The sequence below is a fragment of the Amycolatopsis sp. A1MSW2902 genome (assembly GCF_017312175.1).
In the GTDB taxonomy this organism is placed as follows: Bacteria; Actinomycetota; Actinomycetes; order Mycobacteriales; family Pseudonocardiaceae; genus Amycolatopsis; species Amycolatopsis nivea.
In genome coordinates, this window is sequence record NZ_QJPO01000003.1 from 483,414 (window position 1) to 501,343 (window position 17,930).

Annotated in this window: 14 protein-coding genes; 3 read left to right on the forward strand and 11 right to left on the reverse strand. The window is 71.2% G+C overall.

Going from position 1 to position 17,930, the window contains the following annotated elements; genetic code table 11:
• Window position 1: 1 nt before the first annotated feature.
• Entirely contained in the window at window positions 2-298 is a 297-nt protein-coding gene (locus tag DMP23_RS48200) for an ATP-binding domain-containing protein (protein ID WP_443111378.1), read from the forward strand.
• A 4-nt stretch (window positions 299-302) separates the two neighbouring features.
• Here the strand turns inward: DMP23_RS48200 and DMP23_RS45340 are convergent, their stop codons facing one another.
• Both DMP23_RS45340 and DMP23_RS45345 read right to left on the reverse strand, forming a co-directional pair.
• On the reverse strand, window positions 303-827 hold the full coding sequence (locus tag DMP23_RS45340; RefSeq protein ID WP_337824932.1) for a hypothetical protein: 525 nt from the start codon (window positions 825-827) through the stop codon (window positions 303-305).
• Between the two features lie 90 nt (window positions 828-917).
• Entirely contained in the window at window positions 918-1,280 is a 363-nt protein-coding gene (locus DMP23_RS45345; RefSeq protein WP_337824933.1) for a winged helix-turn-helix transcriptional regulator, read from the reverse strand.
• Between the two features lie 93 nt (window positions 1,281-1,373).
• On the opposite strand from DMP23_RS45345, the gene DMP23_RS45350 reads away from it, so the two are divergent.
• Complete coding sequence (locus DMP23_RS45350; RefSeq protein WP_337824934.1) at window positions 1,374-2,018, forward strand: SDR family oxidoreductase; 645 nt, start codon at window positions 1,374-1,376, stop codon at window positions 2,016-2,018.
• 41 nt (window positions 2,019-2,059) lie between these two features.
• Here DMP23_RS45350 and DMP23_RS45355 read toward each other — a convergent pair whose 3' ends face one another.
• From DMP23_RS45355 to DMP23_RS45365, 3 genes are all read right to left on the reverse strand, one after another.
• Window positions 2,060-3,685 carry a carboxylesterase/lipase family protein gene (locus tag DMP23_RS45355; RefSeq protein WP_337824935.1) on the reverse strand — a complete coding sequence of 542 codons (1,626 nt, stop codon included), beginning with the start codon at window positions 3,683-3,685 and terminating at the stop codon, window positions 2,060-2,062.
• Between the two features lie 530 nt (window positions 3,686-4,215).
• Window positions 4,216-4,953, reverse strand: coding sequence for a GAF and ANTAR domain-containing protein (locus tag DMP23_RS45360; protein WP_337824936.1), 738 nt, complete (start codon window positions 4,951-4,953; stop codon window positions 4,216-4,218).
• A 263-nt stretch (window positions 4,954-5,216) separates the two neighbouring features.
• Window positions 5,217-6,929, reverse strand: coding sequence for a GAF domain-containing sensor histidine kinase (locus DMP23_RS45365; protein WP_337824937.1), 1,713 nt, complete (start codon window positions 6,927-6,929; stop codon window positions 5,217-5,219).
• A gap of 131 nt (window positions 6,930-7,060) precedes the next feature.
• Between DMP23_RS45365 and DMP23_RS45370 the strand changes: the two genes are divergently transcribed.
• Window positions 7,061-8,041, forward strand: coding sequence for an Acg family FMN-binding oxidoreductase (locus DMP23_RS45370; protein ID WP_337824938.1), 981 nt, complete (start codon window positions 7,061-7,063; stop codon window positions 8,039-8,041).
• On the opposite strand, the gene DMP23_RS45375 is transcribed toward DMP23_RS45370, so the two are convergent.
• The 6 genes from DMP23_RS45375 to DMP23_RS45400 form a co-directional block, all read right to left on the reverse strand.
• A complete protein-coding gene (locus tag DMP23_RS45375) occupies window positions 8,038-8,691 on the reverse strand; it encodes a response regulator transcription factor (RefSeq protein ID WP_337824939.1) in 654 nt (217 codons plus the stop codon). The genes DMP23_RS45370 and DMP23_RS45375 overlap by 4 nt on opposite strands.
• Before the next feature lie 78 nt (window positions 8,692-8,769).
• Window positions 8,770-10,485: a sensor histidine kinase gene (locus DMP23_RS45380; protein WP_337824940.1), complete on the reverse strand. Its 1,716-nt coding sequence runs from the start codon at window positions 10,483-10,485 to the stop codon at window positions 8,770-8,772.
• A 748-nt stretch (window positions 10,486-11,233) separates the two neighbouring features.
• Entirely contained in the window at window positions 11,234-12,031 is a 798-nt protein-coding gene (locus DMP23_RS45385) for a universal stress protein (RefSeq protein ID WP_337824941.1), read from the reverse strand.
• 490 nt (window positions 12,032-12,521) lie between these two features.
• Window positions 12,522-13,343, reverse strand: coding sequence for an IclR family transcriptional regulator (locus DMP23_RS45390; RefSeq protein WP_336162232.1), 822 nt, complete (start codon window positions 13,341-13,343; stop codon window positions 12,522-12,524).
• A gap of 827 nt (window positions 13,344-14,170) precedes the next feature.
• The gene (locus DMP23_RS45395) at window positions 14,171-14,914 is read right to left on the reverse strand and encodes an HAD family hydrolase (protein WP_337824942.1); all 744 of its coding nucleotides are present in this window, start codon (window positions 14,912-14,914) and stop codon (window positions 14,171-14,173) included.
• Between the two features lie 114 nt (window positions 14,915-15,028).
• A complete protein-coding gene (locus DMP23_RS45400; RefSeq protein ID WP_337824943.1) occupies window positions 15,029-17,584 on the reverse strand; it encodes a helix-turn-helix transcriptional regulator in 2,556 nt (851 codons plus the stop codon).
• Window positions 17,585-17,930 lie beyond the last annotated feature (346 nt).

A 17,930-nucleotide genomic window follows, 5' to 3' on the forward strand; every position in this document is an offset into this window, starting at 1 on the left:
CTTGGCGCGGGTCGTCGGCGGGATTGCCGACGAGCACCGTGGCGGGCAGTTCGCGGTCATCGCTCCGCCGGGGCGGCTGGCCTCGTGGCGGGAAAGCGGCACGACGACCGTGCTGACGCCCGCGGAAGCGAAGGGGCTGGAGTTCGATTCAGTGCTGATCGTCGATCCGGCCCCAATCCTCGAAGCTCCGCGCGGGCGCAACGACCTCTACGTCGCGATGACCCGCGCAACCCGCCGGCTGGGGATCGTCCATCTTGGACCAGCGCCAGACAAGCTGACCCGGCTCGAAGAACGATGAACGGTCAGGATTCGAGTTCCTGCAGCGCGCGGGCCAGTCGTTTGATCATGGACCGTCCCGCGTCGACCTGGAGCCGGGCGAATTCGTAGCCGAGGACGCCTTCGCCCGCGACGCCGATCTGGCCCCGGAGCGCTTGTGCCACGCCGGAGTTCAGTTCGGGTTCCGAGACCCAGGCGAGCTGGTCGAGCGTCCACGACCGCAGCGGCTTTCCCGGGGCGGCCCGGACGATGCCGCCGACGGTGAACAGCGCGACGCGGTGCGAGGTGAGCGAGAAGACGAACCGGCCCGGGGTCGAGATCGGCACTTGAGGGGCTTCGGTCTGCCCGCGACGCGCGGCGAGCGCCATCCCGGCCGCGCCGGCGAGGCCCGCGATGCCCGCCGCGCCGGCGACCATCGTCTTGCGCACGCCGCCGGTGCGGAACGCGACCAGCGCGTCCAGCACGCGCTCCCCCGGCGCGAGTTCTCCGGCGAGCCGGCTCTCGACCTTTTCCCGCAGCGTCACGATCCGCAGCCTTTCCCGATCAGCCAACCACGGTCCTCGACCGGGCAGTTCCCGGAGGCTATGCGTGCCGGAAGCCAGCGGGTGACGGGATTTTCTCCGACAGACCCCGGAAGAAACTCAGCTCTGCCGTGCGGCCTGGGCGCGTTCGCGGGCTTCGAGGATTTCGGGAACGTGGCTTTCGGCCCATTCGCGGACCGCGCGCAGCGGCACCAGCAGGGACTGGCCGAGGTCGGTGAGCCCGTACTCCACGCGCGGCGGCTGCTCCGCGTACTCGACGCGGAAGAGCAGGCCGTCCTCCTCCATCGCGCGCAGCGTTTCGGTCAGCACCTTCGGGGTGACGCCCTGGATCCGGTCGACCAGCGCGGTGAAGCGCATCGGCCCGTGCTCCAGCGCGTTGACCACGAAGACCGTCCACCGCGCCCCGATCCGGTGCAGCACCACCCGGGACGGGCAGCGGGCGGACATGACGTTGTAGCGCACGGCGATTCCTCCGGTTCCGGTTACGTTGAAGTACCTGGTTACTTTTCCATAGCCTACTTCGGCCACGGCGAACCGACGGAACGGAGAAGGGCCATGAACAACCGGCTGGCCGGACAGACAGTGCTGGTGCTGGGCGGACGGCACCTGGGCACGGCGATCGCCGACGCCGCGAGCGCCGAGGGTGCGAAGGTGCACGTCGCGTCCCATCGGCCCGGCGGACTGCACATCGACCTGCGCGACGAGGCGACCATCGCGGCCGCGGCGGACGAACTCGGGCCGGTCGATCATGTCGTCAACACCGCGGCGGCGCCCCACGCGGTGCCGGTCCGCGAACTCGATCGGGACAAGACCGTCGACGCCTTCGCGGCCAAGGTCATCGGCCCGTTGCTGCTCGCGAAACACTTCACGATCCGACGGTCGCTGCTGCTGTTCTCCGGGCAGGTCGGCTGGCGTCCGGCACGCGGAAGCGTCGTGACCGGCGTGACCAACGGGGCGGCCGCCTTCGCCGCGCGACACCTTGCTGCCGAACTCGCGCCGGTCCGGGTCAACGCGTTGTCGCCGGGGATCATCGACTCCGGCGTCTGGGACAGCAAACCGGATGTCCTCGCCAATGCCGCGAAGCGAACCCTCGTCGGCCGCACCGGCACCGTCGCCGACGTGACCGACACGGTGCTGTGGATGCTGCAGGCGGAATTCCTCACCGGCGAAACCATCCACCTCGAAGGCGGACGGCCCTGAAACCGGTGCCGGCAGGAGGAAACCCTGCCGGCACCGGCGTCTCACCGATGCTGCGCGAACGGAGCCAACGGGTTCCACAGGCCGTCGCACCGGTGCTGGCGCGGGATCTCAGTGGTGAGCTGGCTGTCCCCCGCCGCGTTGAGGGACATGACGACCGGGTTGCGTTCGGTGAAGGGGTCCCACTGCGGAGTGCCGTCCACGGTGGGGTTCCCGGTGCGCGCGAAGCCGGTCCACTGCGCCACCAGCTGGTCGGAGAGCACCTTTTGGTTGGGGTTGAGCTGAACTCCCGGCGGCGGCGTCAGCAGCATCCCCTCGGAGACGTGGTACGCGCCGTTCGGTTTGGTGGGATCGAGGAAGAACGCGGGCGGCACGTCGGTGTCGTCCATTTCGTAGGCATACACCGGAATATGCCGGGACAGCCGCTCGTCGTTCAGCAGCGCGGGGCAGACCGAATTAGAGTCGGCCACGATGGTCCGGAAGGCGAGGAACGGCGCGGGATTGGGGAATCGCTTCAGCGGATAGCTTTCGCTGACCTCCTTCGCGTGCTCGCCGTACTGCTGCGCCACCATTTTCCGGTAGTCCTCCGGAGTGGAGGCGGACGGCAACTGAACCTCGTCGCGGGCCACGCCGTGCATCAGCGCGACCTTGTTGACCCGTCCCTTGGCGAACGCCTCGCCCGGCGACATCGGCAGCGTGGTCCCGTTCACGATCGGCGCGACCGTGCCGCTGTCCGGTTTCATCCCGTTGCCCGCCTGTTTCAGCAGGGTCGCCACGGGCACCTTGCGCAAGCATTCCCCGGCATTCGACTCGCACCCCAGCGCTTTGGCGAACCGCGCACCTGCCTGCTGGGCCTCCTCCTCGTCGGGAAGATCGGCCTTGCAGTCCTGCGCCTGCCATTGGATGTCCGTGCCCAGCAACGAGTTGTACTCGCCGTTCTGCGCGATGCCGCGCTGGAACAATCCCGCCGCGGTGGGCGAAACGGTGTGGTCGCAGACGCTCGAACCGCCCGCGGACGCCCCGTAGATCGTGACGTTGTGCGGGTCTCCGCCGAACTTCACGATGTTGCGCTGCACCCAGCGCAGCGCCGCCTGCTGGTCCTGCAGCCCGTAATCGCCCGCGTGCTCGCCGTACGCCGCGTGCGCGAGGAACCCGAAAATCCCGAGCCGGTAGTTGACCTCGACGCTGATCACGCGGCCCTCGGTCACGAGCCGGCTCGCGTCCTGCGCCTGCAGGATCAGAAATCCGCCGCCGTGGAATTGCACCATGACCGGGAGCTTCTCGTGCCCGGGGTTGGCGGGCACGCGGACGTTCAGGTTCAGGCAGTCCTCGGTCTCCGATCCGGGGCCGAGCCCGGCAAGCTGCGGGCACGCGTTGCCGGGCGCGGTCGCGGGGAACGGCTCGGTCCATTTCGCCGGACGCTGCGGCGGCGCCCAGCGCAGATCGCCGACCGGCGGTGCGCCGAACCGGATCCCTTCCCACGACCGGACGTCCGGGCCGGCGATCCCGCACACCGGACCGTCGTCGGTGGTCACCGTCGTGTCCGGCGAGCACGCCGGCGGGGGTGCCGCCGCGGCCCGCTCGCCGGCCATCGACGCCGAACCGGCCAGCGACGCCGCCGCCAGCGCGACGGCCGTCAGCGCGACGCCTGCCTTCCCGTCAAGTCTCATCCGTCCTCCTTCGCTCCCGCCTCGCCAGGAGAGCCGGACGGACAGGCGCGGGACACGACGAGCGGCATCCACGCACCGACCAGGCGGCCTGCCGGCATGGGCTCGACATCACCGGCGGCTTTTTCCCGGCCGCCGCCACGAGAACGGCACGGACCGCTCGTTCCCGCCTGACTCCAGTCTGGGCGCGGCGGGAAACGGCACAACCTCCGTTCGGTCGCGCCGGAACTGTCAAATTCCCGGGCAGAATGGTCTTTGTCAGGGATCGGATTCGCTCCGCCGGACCGGCCGCGACGGGTTGGTCGGCGAATGCGGTTCATTCTTCGGCGCAGTGGAACGGAATCCGCGGGAAACGCGGACGGAACACCGCCTTCTCCGGCGAGCGGCGGGGTCAGCAGGATTGCCCGCCTGGCAAGCACGGCAGCGGGCGCCGCGTCGAACAGCCTGGCTGGCGAACTCTGGCAGCAATCGGCAGGATCGACGCGCGAGGAATCGGGAACGAGCGCGGTCATCCCGGCCGCGGCGGGTGACGCTCAGCTCGCGTCGCCGAGCACCCGCTCCGGCCGCAGTTCGCCGCGCACGACCGCCCCGGCCGACGCGCTGAGCCGTTCGTTGCGCGCACGGCTGTAAGCGCGCAGCCGGTCGAACGCCGCGTCCATTTCCAGCCCGCCGGCATGCGCCAGCACGCCCTTCGCCTGTTCGATGACGACCCGGCTGTTGAGCGCGTGCTGCAACTGCTCGGCGAGCAGTTCCCCGCGCCGGATCGCGCGTTCCTGCAGAATCCCGATGGTCGCGACGTCCGCCAGCGCGCGGGCCACGTTCAGCGCGGGCCCGCTCACCGGGTCCGGGCCCTGTCCGAACAGATTCAGCGTGCCGATCACCTGCTTGCGCAATCGCAACGGAAGCGCTTGTACGGACCGGAATCCCGCCGTCGTCGCCTGCTCCGCGAAGCGCGGCCATTTCGCGTCCTCCGCGGCGATGTCCTCGACGCGCACCGGTTCGCCGCTGCGGTAGGCGTCCAGGCACGGCCCCGGTTCGGTCCGCAGCAGCTCGCGGATCGAGGCACTCTCGTCCGGCACGATCGTCTCCAGTCCGCCGCGCTGATCGGCGAGCAGCAGCCCGGCGGCCGAGGCTCCGAGCAGCGTGACGCTGTAGTTCGCGAGCCGGTGCAGCATGTCCGCCGTGTCATAGTCGTCGGCCAGTGTGTCGGCCATGTCCACGAACGCGCGCAGCAACTCGTGGTCGCCGGAGGACGCGGCCGTGTCGGTCATGTTTTCTCCTTTCTGGGCCGCAGCGGAAACGCGAGTATGCCAACGGCACTGCGCCTTTTCGGACGGCTTCGCCACCCTACTCCCGGCTCGGCCCGCCGTCGCAGCGGCCTCAACCAGTTTCCCCGCCGCACCAAGCGTAGTCCACAATGGACAATCGGGAAATCGGTCCTGCACTGGCAGTTCGTAGGTCCACAGTGGACTATCGAACGTCCAGGGCGCCGGATTTCTCACCAACCTGCAGAGTCGCGCGTCGGACGACCAGGTCAGCGCAGCGGAGCTGACCAGTCCAGCCGCACCCCGCCGCCCGCGCTCGTTCCGAGCGTGAACTCACCGCCCGCCGACTCCGCGCGTTCCCGCAGATTCCCCAGCCCGCTCGGCGAAACCCCCTCCGGCAGCCCGGTTCCGTCGTCGGTCACCGAAATGCGCACCATTTCGTCCCGTACCGCGACGGAAACCGACAGCGCCGAAGCCCCCGCGTGCCGGACCGCGTTGCTGACCGCCTCTCGCACCACCGCTTCCACGTGCTCGGCAAGCTGGGCGGGCACCGCGTCGAGCGGGCCCGCCATACTGACCGCCGGGTGCAGCGGCGCGTCGTCGGTCAGTTCCGCGATCGCGTCGTGCAACCGGTTCCGCAGCCGCGTCTCCCCTGCCGCGCCGCCGTGCAGGTCGAAAATCGCCGTCCGGATCTCGCGCACGATCTCGTGCATCTGGTCGATGCTCTCCTGCAACCGCCGCTGCAGCTCCGGCGCTTTCGTCCGCCGTTGCGTGCTCTGCATCGCCAGCCCCACCGCGAACAGCCGCTGGATCACATGGTCGTGCAGATCCCGGGCGATCCGGTCCCGATCCGACAGCACGTCGCGCTCCCGCGCCGCCCGCTGCTGCGCCGCCAGTTGCAACGCCAGCGCGGCCTGGTCCGCGAACGACGCGAGCACCGGCAGCTGCGCCGTCTCGAACAGCGCCGAACCCGGCTCCCGCAACGCGATCAACACCCCCGACGTGTGGTCGCCCGCCCGCAACGGCACCACCAGCGCGGGACCGCGGCCGCGGTCGGGCAGCAGCGCCAGCTCCGCCATCCGGCGCGGAGTACGGTCCCGGAACACCGCCCCCGGCACCGTCCCCTCGACCGACATCCGCAATCCCATGAGATCGGTGGCGTCACCGCCCGCGCACACGGTCACGGTCAGTTCCGCGGGATCGGTGTCCCGCTCCTCGTCGACATCGAGCCGGCCCGTGCCCGGCAACGCGAGCATCGTGACGTCCGAACCGGTCAGCTCCAGCGCACGGCCCGCGATCAGCTCCAGCGCGTCCACCGGATCCGTCCCGCCCAGCAGTTCCGTGGTCACCTCGCTGGTCGCGCCGAGCCACCGCTGCCGCAACCGCGTCTGCTCGTACAGGTGCGCGTTCTCGATCGCGATCCCCGCCGCCGCGGCCAGCGCCTGCACGATCACCTCGTCGTCGTCGGTGAACTCCGCCCCGTCTTTCTTCTCGGTGAGATAGAGATTCCCGAAGACTTCCTCGCGGACCCGCACCGGAACCCCGAGGAACGAGTGCATCGGCGGATGATTCGCCGGGAACCCCACCGACGCCGGATGCGCCGAAATCTCCGTCAGCCGCAACGGCTTCGCATCGTCGATCACCAACCCCAGCAGACCGTGCCCCTCCGGAAGATGCCCGATCCGCTCCCGCGTCTCCGCGTCGATGCCCAGGTACACGAACTCGGCCAGCGCGCCGTCGTCGCCCAGCACGCCCAGCGCGCCGTAACGAGCCTCGCCGAGCTCCACCGCGGCCTGCACGATCCGACGCAGCGTCGCGTCCAGCTCCAGTCCCGACGCAACCGCCAGCACCGCCTCGAGCAAGCCGTCCATTTTGTCCCGGGTGCCGATCAACAGCTCGATCCGCTCCTGCAGATCGCGCAACGTCTCCCGCAGCCGCAGCTGCGACAGGGTTCCCGACAGCTTCCGGGGCGTTTCCGGCATCAGACCTGCTTTCGGCGCTCGGCGTCCTCAGACAGATGACTTTCGCCCCTGTGCGCCCCCGTCCGGCGGACGCATGCTGAAGCGACTACGCACGACACAGTGTCCCGCGTTTCGCGGTCCCGGGGAGAAGGATGACCCTTCAGGTGGCGCCGTCCGGCCTGCTCAGCGCCGAACAGGTGGCGTCGGTGCTGCTCAGCGCCACCCTCGCGCCGTCGACGCACAACACCCAGCCCTGGCTGTTCAGCGTCCGCCCGACCGGCATCGAGGTGCACGCCGACCCCGACCGCGCCCTGCCCGTCGCCGACCCGGACCGGCGCGAGCTGCTGCTCTCCTGCGGAGCCGCGCTGTTCAACCTGCGCGCCGCGATCCACGCGACCGGAGTCCAGCCCGCCACCAGCTACTTCCCCCGGCGCGGCAATCCCGACCTGCTCGCCCTCGTGCGCCCGAGGGCCGTCGCCGCGACCGACCGGAAGCTCGATTCCCTGGCCGAAGCCATCCCGCTCCGGCACACGAACCGCACGCCGTTCACCGCCAAAACCGTTCCGGCCGGAGCGCTGGGCGTCCTGCGGCACGCGGCCGAGGTCGAGCACGCCTGGCTGCCTCGGCTCGACGAGGACCAGCTCGCCGGGCTCAAGGAGCTGATCCGCGAAAGCCACCGGCTCCAGACCGAGGATCCGGCGTTCCGGTCCGAATGGCAGCGCTGGACCGGACGCGGGCGCGACCGGCGCGACGGCGTGCCGTTCGCCGCCGGAGGGGCCGTCACCGCGGACGACACCTGGGTCCTGCGCGATTACGGCGGCGGTTCGCGCGCACCGGGCGCCGCGCCGCTGGTCGTCGTGGTCGGGACGTTCGCCGACCTGGCGATCGACCGGCTCCGCGCCGGGCAAGCCATGCAACGCGTCCTGCTCACCGCCACCGCGCTCGGGATCGACGCCTCGTTCATCTCCCAGCCGGTCGAAGTGCCCGCGATCCGCGCCCGCCTCCGCGACCTGCTCGGCGGCGGGCTCTGGCCGCAGATCGTGCTCCGCCTCGGTTACGGCGCACCCGTCCCGCGAACCCCGCGCCGGGCGCTGGAAGACGTCCTCGTCACTCCCTCCCGGCTCAACGTCTAACCACCCGGCCGATACGGGCGGCCCCGCAACTCCGTCGCCAGCACCGCCGCCTGCGTGCGCCGCTCCATCCCGAGCTTCGTCAGCAAACGCGACACGTAGTTCTTCACCGTTTTCTCCGCCAGGAACATCCGTTCGGAGATCTGCCGGTTCGTCAGCCCCTCCCCGATGAGCGCGAGCAGTGTGCGTTCCTGTTCGGACAGTCGCGACAGCGGCCCCCGCTGTTTTTCCGCGCTGTCGCGCAGTTTCGCCATCAGCGCGGCCGCCGCGTGCGCGTCCAGCAGCGACTTGCCCGCTCCGACGTCCCGGACCGCCGAGATCAGGTCGAGGCCCTTGATGTCCTTGATGACGTACCCGGCGGCGCCGGCCAGCACGGCGTCGAGCATCGCCTGCTCGTCGGTGTAGGACGTGAGCATCAGGCATTTGAGGTCCGGCGAGGTCGACCGCAGCTCGCGGGCCAGTTCGATGCCGTTGCCGTCGGGCAGCCGCACGTCGAGCACCGCGACGTCCGGCCGCAGCGCCGGGATCCGGGCCAGCGCCTGCGCGACGTCGCCCGCCTGGCCGACCACGGCGATCCCGGGGTCCTCCTCCAGCAGGTCGGCGACCCCGCGCCGGACCACCTCGTGATCGTCCACCAGGAAAACCCGCAGCATCGGTCCTTCTCCCACATCGGGTCCGTTCGTGCGTCGAGAGTACGGCGCGCCGGCGCGCTCCGGCGGTACCGAAAGTCCTCAATCACCGGCAGGCGACCGCGTTTTCACCGGCACGGACCAGCTCAGCCGCGAACCGCCCGCCACGGTCAGCGTCCCGCCGCGGCGGCTCGCCCGCTCCGCCAGCGCGGCCAGGCCGGGTGCGGCGGACACCGCGACGTCGCCCGCGCCCTCGTACCGGACGGTCACCGTCGTCTGCGCCGGTTCCGCCTGGATCTCGACCTCCACCGCTTCGGCCGAGGTGTGCTGGGCGATCAGCCGCAGCGCGTCGGACAGCAGCGGCACCACGACGTCCGCGTGCACCGCGTCGAGCTTCCCGGTCAGCTGCGTGGACACCGCCAGCCCCCATTCCTCGCGGGCCCGCGCCAGCACCCGCAGCACCTGGTCGCGGACCGGTTCCGGAGCGGGCGGCAGGACGTCGTCGAGGCGGAACACGGTCTGCTGCACGTGGTTGATCACGTCGTCCAGGTCGGCGATCGTCTCGCGCAGCCGGGTCGCGACCACCGCCGATTTGGCGAGCCCGGCCGTGGTCTGCAGCGACAGCGCGGTGGCGTAGAGCCGGTTGAGGATCTCGCTGTGCAGCCGCGCGGCGATCCGGTCGCGTTCGTCGTGCAGCGCGGCGTCCTCGCGTTCGGCCCGCGCCCGCGCCAGTTCGAGCGCCACCGCCGCCTGGTCGGCGAACCAGGCCGCGATCTCCAGGTCGTCGGAGGTGAACGCCGGGCGGCCGGCCAGCCGGGAGACGGTCAGCACCCCGGCCACCGTCCCGTTCCCGGCGAGCGGCACCAGCATCACCGAATCGAGATTCAAGCTCAGCACGGACGGCGCCGAGAGCTGGGGCAGTTCGTCCGGCCACGACGCGATCCTCGGCTCGCCGCGGGCGAACACCGTGCCGGCCACAGTGGACTCGGTGAGCAGTTCCCGTCCGGCCAGTTGCTCCGCACCCGCCCCGACCGCGCGTTCGACGAAGAGGTAGCCCTCCCGTTCCGCCGGGCGGGTCACCGAAACCAGGTCCGCGGACGCGAGCGCCCGTGCGTAGTCGACGACGCGGCCCAGCGGATCGCCGAGATCCGCCGACAGCAACTCCCTGGTCACGGCGGCGGACGCGCGCAGCCATTCCTGCTGGTTGCGCGCGGTCTCGTACAGCCGCGCGTTCTCGATCGCACTGCCCGCCGCCGCGGCGAGCGCGAGCGCCAGCTGCTCGTCCTCCTCGGTGAACCGGCCCTGTTCGGAGTCGGCGAGGTAGAGGTCGCCGAAAACCTCGCCGCGCACCCGGACCGGGACGCCGAGGAAGCTCGTCATCGGCGGATGCCCCTCGGGGAACCCGGTCGACCGGGGATCGTCCTGCAACCGGTCCAGCCGCACCGGGCGCGGGTCCTCGACCACCACGCCGAGCAGGCCCTTGCCCTCGGGCAGCCGGCCGATCCGCGCGACCGACTCGGGATCCATCCCGGTGTGCACGAACTCGGTCAGCCGCCCGTCCGGCCCGATCACGCCCAGCGCCGCGTACCGCGCCCCGACCAGCTCGCACGCGGACTCCACGAGGCGGCGCAGCAGCGCGGGCAGCGCGAGGCTGCCGGTGATGGACTGGGTCGCGCGCAGCAGCCCCCGCAGCCTGCCCTGCGTGCTGATGACCTCCTGGGCGCGTTCCACCAGCTCGCCGAGAAGCTGGTCCAGCTCCATCCTCGGCTGATCGGGGAACGTCAGCCGCTCGTGTTCGGGTGTGTCCCGCTGGTTCACCGCGGCTCCTGCCCGTCCGGCCCCCGCGTCCCGTCCGCGGCGCCACTGGGAATTCAGTCTCGCGGCTCGTGCGACGGGCCGTCAAGCACGCGAAAAGGGTGCCGCCGCGATTTTCGGCGTTGCCCGGGAAAACGGGCGTTCCGGACGGTCTCGCTGCGAGGGAATCGCAACGGAAAAGCGATACTCGCAGGCTTGGTCCGCTTGCCGCCTTCCCTTGGCTGCTCGGCGGAATCGGGTGCCGCGCCGCTAGGCCGAGCGGCGCGGGCGGGCTGGCGCGAAGATCAGCGGAATGGTTCTTCCGGCGGAATTCCTGATCATCGGGCGCGGGATTTCCGGGTGCTCCGGACGGGTGTTTCCCGGTTTGTTGTCCTTTCGCCAGATATTCGCGGGAACGGTCAGCGCCGTACGTCGGGCACGAGGAGTGGTGGATCAGTGCCTGGCTGGTCGACCCGAGCAGCATCCCGGCGAACCCGCCCCGGCCACGCAGCGGCGCCCGCTCCGACTCGTCGAGCAGCAGCTGCCGCGGCCGGTCGCGGACCAGCTTCCGGCTGTGCTTCTCCTGCCAGCCGTCGAGCAGCCGCTTCCCGATCGGCTGGCGGCGGGCTCCCCATTCCGGCACCGGACGTGGGGTGCGCTCGATCGCGCCGCAAACGACGTCGGCCCCGACAAGCACCGCGCTGTCAGGCTTGGTCCGCTGTCCGAAATCGACAGCGGTCGGGCCGGGGTACAACCGTCCACAGAGGACTCGTCAGCGGGCGACCGCGACCGGGCAGGCGGCGTGGGCGAGCAGCCAGTACCCCGTCGAACCGAGCAGACCGCCCGCCAGTGGGCCGCTCGCTCGGGCTCCGGCGACGATCAGCTGTGCCCCGGCGGAAATCCCGGGCAGCGCCCGCGCCGCTGAGCGCACCCGGACGACATGCATGCGGACCGGCACGACTGGGTGTTTGCGGGACCACGCGGCCACCTGTTCCCGCAGCCCGCCTTTCCGGCCGTCGTGCCACGCGTGGACCGCTTCGATTCCGGTGCCGCGCGAAACCGCGGCGTCGAAGGCGAAAGCGAGTGCGCGCTCACCGCCGTCGGAGTCGTCGAGGCCGACCACCACCGGTCCGTCCGCCGCCGCGCTGCCCCGGATGACCACCACCGGACAGCGCGCGGACGCGGCCGCCCGCAGGGCCACCGACCCGATCGCTCCTCCGCGCGCCCCGCCGAGCCCGTGGGCGCCCAGCGCGAGCAGTCCGGCTTCGTCGGACAGCGCGGCCAGCAATTCGGCCGCCGTCCCCAGCCGGACGCACATACGCACCGGAACCGCGGGCGCGGCCTGGCGGGCAGTCTCCGCCGCCTGCCGCAACAGGCGGCGCGCGGGTTCCATCAGCAGTTCGGCGTCGCCGGGCGGTTTGCCGTGCGGCAGCAGGTCCGGGTCGTCGCACAGTTCGGCGTGGAACACCACTAGCCCGGTGCCGCGCCGCCCGGCCTCGACCGCCGCCCAGCGGACCGCCGCGAGCGCCGCCGTCGAGCCGTCGGCGCCGACGACCACCGGTCGCCTCACCGTCGTGGCTCCCGGTTCTCCTTCTCCCGTGTTCGCGGGCAGATCGCGGCACCGTGCTTGCCGCGTCCGGTGGGCGACCGGCGGGCAGCCCCTGGCAACGGGGCCCTCCGCTCCTCCATCACATGCCTCCTCCGTCCGGTTCCTCGCCGCCGACGCTAGGCCGCCGCGCCCCGGCGCCACTGCGGGCGGACGTCCGCGACGCAGGAGACTTTGGTCCCGGCGCGAAAGGCGCTGCGGCCCTCCGCGCGGGTTCGGCACGCTGGCCGCGACTGCGCCGATCAGGCGACCTCGCAGCGAAAGTGCCTGCCTCGAAAGGGAACGCTCCGCGCGAGACCTGATCAGCAAAGGCCGGAGCGGAAGTGCGCACGGCACAGCGGGATTGCCGGACTGTTCCGCCTTCTCCGCAGCAGGCAAGGCAGAGCGGCACCGGAGCGAAATTGCGCCGTTCCCCGGGAAACGTTCCGCCTTCCGGACGCCTCCGACAGCCGGGCTATTCCACCGGACGGCCGGATTTCGCGCTCCGCCAATCAGCCGCCACCGTTTCGCGGAGGATGCGCTGCGCGGTCATCCGGGTCGCCTGCAGCGACGAATGCGCTTCCCGCGAATTGAACACCCGGCGCGGCGCCGCCACGCTCAGCGCGGCGACCGCCGTCCCGGTCACGTTGAACACCGGTACCGCCGCCGCGAGCAGCGCGCCGGGGACGCGCGGGTTGAACGACACCTCGCGCTGCCGGATCTCGCGCAGTTCCGCGCTCAGCCACGCCGGGAGACCGCCGCCGTTCTCGTCCTCGCCGCGGTAGCCGGCGAAGACCGCGAACCGCGCCGCGAGACCCGGGTCGAACGCCATCAGCACGCGTCCCGCCGCGCTTCCGGCGAGCTGCGAATCGTTTTCGATGCGCTCGGCCAGCGAGCAATAGCCGCTGCTGTAGATCAAATGCACGAAATCGACGACATTTCCGCTGGCCACGCCGAGCCCGACCAGGTAGCCGGTGCGCCAGTGGATGTCGATCAGGGACGGGAGAATGCCTCGGCGCAGCCGTTGCAGTTCCTGTGTCGAACCGGGTCTGGCGAGGCGGCACACGGCTTCCCCGTGCCGGTAATGGTATCCCGCCCGCACGACCATTCCATATCCCTGCATCTCGGCGAGAAGCCGGTGCACCGTGCTTTTCGGCAGCCGTGTCGACCGCGAAATCTCGCTCAGCGTTTCGATCCCTCCCGAATCCCGGATCGCGCCCAGGATCGAAAGCGCCCGGGGAATCGGCCTGCGCGGCACCACGCTCGTGCAAGCCCACCGCCCGTTGTCGTCGCTCATAGTCACGACCGAAACCTCCACCGAATCCGCGAAAATCCCTCTCGTGCCCGCGCGGAGCTTCCTTCCCGCGCGCGCCGGGCGAGGCCGCGCGACCGCCGCCCCGCGCGGTCCTCGCGCCTCCGCCGTTCCCGGGCGGCGCCGCGCCTCGCCGCCGCCCGATTCGTTCGCCACCCACGTCTTTCCCGAGACAGTCCTGCTCTCGCGCCTTCATGCTTGCCCAGTGCCGCGTCCGGCACAACCGGACGCACCCGTTCACTGAAAGAGATCGCCCCAGTGGCGCAGCGCGCTGGCCCGCCCGCCTCGTCGTGCGACAGGTCCGTCCCCGGAACCGGTCGCGACCGGTCACGCTGCGTCGCCGTCCCGGGTTTCCGCGCCGTCGTGGTCGCACGCCGTGACAATTGCTTCCCACCGCTTTTCGTCCGTCGGAGAACCAGGGCGAAAGATCGCGCGGAAATCCCGGCGAACAATCGGCCAGGGCCGAGAATATTCCCGGCAGTCCCGCGTTTCCGCCGGAGCGCGTCGGCGGACTCCGGGCAGCGCCGCCGTCGCCCGCGACCCGGGAGCCCCCGCGGTCGGCGGGCGGCGCCAGTTCCGGAGCGGCGATCGACCGGACCGGCCACGACGGCGAGGGTGGCGCCGTCCGTGCCGGCCGCGGGAGAACCGGCCGATCCCGTTTCCGGCGACCGCCGCTCCTCCGCCGGACGACAATACCAGCACTCAGTAGCCAGTGAGCGACTGAACGTGGACGCAGAGCAATGTTCCAGACCACGGAACAGGGTCTTGACGCACCATCGGGTTTCCGTTCCGGACCGGGAAGTGCGTTCCCCTCACGCAGCCGTCGCCCGAGCGGTCAGTCGCGCGCACACCCGCAGGATCGTCCGCCGGTCAACAACATGCCACGGCCGCCCCGCAGCAAGCCGCCGAAGCTCAGCGTCCGGTTCAAAAGCCAGCGCCTTGCCCACGCACGAAAAGACCTCCGCGTCCGAGGCCGAATTCCCGATCGCCAGGGAGTTCTCCGCGTCAAATCCGGTCGCGTCGGCGAGACAGCGCACGAAGGTGAGTTTGCCGCCAGGCGCACCGGGAGCGGACAGCAAGCGTCCGGTGAACCGGCCGTCAGCTACCTCCACGACGGCACCATGTCCGCCGGACAGGCCCAGGTCGAACGCCGCCTCCTGGACCGGGAAATCGTGGTTGCCCGACAACAAATGGATCCGGTAGCCGCTCGCCCGCAGCAGCGAAAGCAGTTCCGGGACAAAGGAAAACAGCATTCCCCGGCGCGCCCGCCAGGTTTTCTCCGCCGCGAACCGGGCCTGTGCGACCGACGCGCCTTTCATCGCGAGCGCGTACAGCCGGTAGATCTCGTCCAGGAGCCCCGGCGGCGCTTTCTCCGCGGCCGCGTACTGCGCGATGGCTTCCAGGCAGGACAAGCCCGCTTGCCGGTCGCAGGCGCCGTCGTCGAGGAGGACCCGGAGGTAATGCCGCGAAGTGTGCCCGGGCAGCAGGGTCCCGTCCAAGTCCAGAATGGCGTATTTCGCCGCGGGGTTCCTGCCGCACCGATTCTTCGCAGCCACGAAAACAGCCCTTCCGTGCGCGTTCACCGATTGTCCGGGCTGACGGTACAACGGCGCGCGTCCGGGCAGCGCAGCTTGTTCCACGGCCCGGGACACCCCGGCCCGCGACGAGCGTCAGCTGATCAATCGGCGGGCGATCCCGGCGCGGGTGGTGAGGTCGAGTTTGTTCAGCACCCGCGCCACATGCGCGTCCACCGTCCGCGGGCTCAAGAACAACTCGGCCGCGATTTCCTTCGTCGTCAACCCGCGCACCACCATTTCCGCCACTTGCCGTTCCCGCCGCGAAAGCGCCCGCCCGCCCGGCGGCGACTCCAGTTTTCGCCGTCCGGCCAATCGTCGCTGCACCTTCGTCGTCTCGCGCAGCAACGCGCTCGCCCCCGCGCTCTGGAACACTTCCCGCGCCTCGCCGATCCGCTGGGTCGCGGCGTCGAAGTTTCCCTGTCTCCCCAGCACTTCCGCGACCAACAGCACCGCCCGACCGCGATGCAGCACCATCGCCGCCCGGCCGAACGCGACGGCCGCTGCGGAAGCATCCGTCAACGCGGCAGCGAGGTCGTTCTCGGCCGCTGCCACCGTCGCGCGCGCCAGCAACGCGAGGCCGAGGTCGCTCTTCAATCCAGTGGCCGCGGCCCGTTCCATTGCCTCAGCCGCTCGTCGGCGCGCCTCCGCAACCGCTCCTTCGGAAAGGGCGACCCGGCAGTCCTGCGCCAATCTGGCTACCAGCAACGGATTCGCTGTCCGCTCTGCCGGCTGCTCGACCGCTCCGGGGAACATGCCGAGTTCGAGACCCGCCTCAGCGAGGATGTGCTCCACCGTCCGCCGCCACCACGCGACCGTCGGCCGCGGCATTTTCTCCACCGTGCGCCATTGTTGCTCGGCCGCCGACCGGTCTCCGGTCGCGAGCAGCACTCGCAACTGGATCGCGGCGGCTATCGGCACGACGTCGTCATGGCCGAATCGGGTCGCCGCGGTTTCCGCTTCGGCAGCGGCTTCCGCCGCCTCGGCGAGCCGCCCCAGTTTCCACAGCACGTAACCGCGCACCGAGTACAGGAACGGCAGGCCCTGCCTCAGCCCAGGCGTGCTGAGCTGCAGCGCCCGGTCCAGCAGGGCGAGCGCGCGCCGGTCGTCGTCGAGGAAGCACGAGGCCCAGCACAGCGCGGGCACGGTGTAGAGGACCGAACGCAATTCGCTGTCGTCGAGCAGGTCGAACCCGTCGGCGGCGGTCTGCTGGGCGTGCCTGGCCTCGGCGGTCCGCCCGGCGCAGGCCAGCCCGATGGCAGCGAGCGCCGCGATCGCGGCCTGCACCGCGGGCCCGGCGCTCGGGTCCGCCGCGGTCCGGCGGAGCCGCTGCTGCGCGCCGACAGCGTCGCCGTCCAGCAATTCCAGGTGTGCCAGTTCAAGGTGGGCCCGCGCGTCAGCCTGGCCCGACGCGGCGATCGCGGCCTCGGCGATCGAGCGCGCGCGGCGAGTGCGGCCGAGGGCGTGCTCGCACCGAGAAAGCAGCGCCAGCACCGGGGCCGACTCCGGCAACGCCACCAGCAACGCACGGGCCGCGGCCGGTTGCCCGGACGCCAACAGCGCTTCGGCCCGCAGGACGGACAGGCGGCAGTGCTCGTGCCCGCCGCGCATCCGTTCCGGCAGGTTCGCCACCGCCGCGCCGAGCCAGCGGGCGCACGCCGCCGGAGCGGTGCCGAGCACCTCCTCCCCCGCCGACGCCAGTTCGCCGACTGCCACCAGATCGTGGCGGTACAAGGACTTCTCGAGGTGATACGCGCGCAAGGTGAGCGGCGCGTCAAGTTCGCGCAGGTAGGCCGCCGCCCGGTGGTGCGCGCCCGCCGCCCAGCCGCGTCCGGCGAGCCGCGCGGCGGCGGCGCGGACCAACGGGTGCCGGAACCGCAGCCCCGCGGCCCCGCCCGTCAGCACGCCCCGACACAGCAGCCGTTCGATCGCGTAGCCGACCTCAGCCCGGGGCAGCACAGTCATCGCCTGGACCAGATCCGCGTCGAGGATCGCGCCGCCGCACGCCGCGGCTTGGACGACCAGCCGCTCAGCCTCCGGCAGCGCCGACACCTCGGCGAACAGCACCCGTTCCGCCGGCAGCATCGGCCGGTCTTCGGCGGCCGGGCTGTCGTCGTGGCCCGGCCACTCGTGCGGCGGCAAATCGGCCAGCAGCAACAGGTACAGCGGGATGCGCTCGGCCGCGGCGGCGATCCGCGCCCGTTCGACGTCGTCGTGCCCCGGCAAGAGGCGGGCGACCTCGGCGTCGGTGAACGCGGGCAGCGTCACGTACCGGGCCGGGACGCGCTCGGAATGCAGCAACCGGGTCAGCGCGGGCTGCCGCTGCCCGTCGCGGACCGACAGCACGAGCCGCTGGTCGTTCCCCGGTCTTGCGACCAGCGACATCAACAGCCGCAGCGAAGCTTCGTCGGCCCATTGCGCGTCGTCCACCACCACCAGCGATTCCGGGCCGAGCGCGTGCGCCAGGCGGCGGGAGAACTCCGGCGCGCCCCCGGGCACCGCGCACACCGGATCCGGCGCCCGCTGTGCGACTTCGGCCAGCAGCCGGGTTTTCCCGATCCCCGGCCGTCCTTCCACCACGGTCACCGCGGCCGCGCGGTCCAGGCACGCGGCCAGTTCCGCCGCCCGGCCGACAAACTCCTTCTCGACCATGCTTCTCCCCCTTCGCCCGACCAGCGAATTGCGGTAATTCTACGGATGCTGGCACCCGATATCTTGCGGTTTATTTGAGCCCGGGACAAACCCCGGTAAATCTGCCGGGCAAGCGGGAACAGGTTAGTGCCCGCACCCCGGCCCGGGCTATCGGCCAACAGGGAGAACCTCGGCCGCGCGCCCGGCCGGCGACGAATCTCGCAGGAGGATCGGTGAGCAGCAGCGGACCTGGGCGTTTACCGCGACCGGGACGAAGGCCGGGCGGTCGATCGGACCGCCCCGGCGAAACGTTACCGAAATGGTCCGAACACTTTCCGCAGCCGACCGGACACGCGTTGCCCGCGAT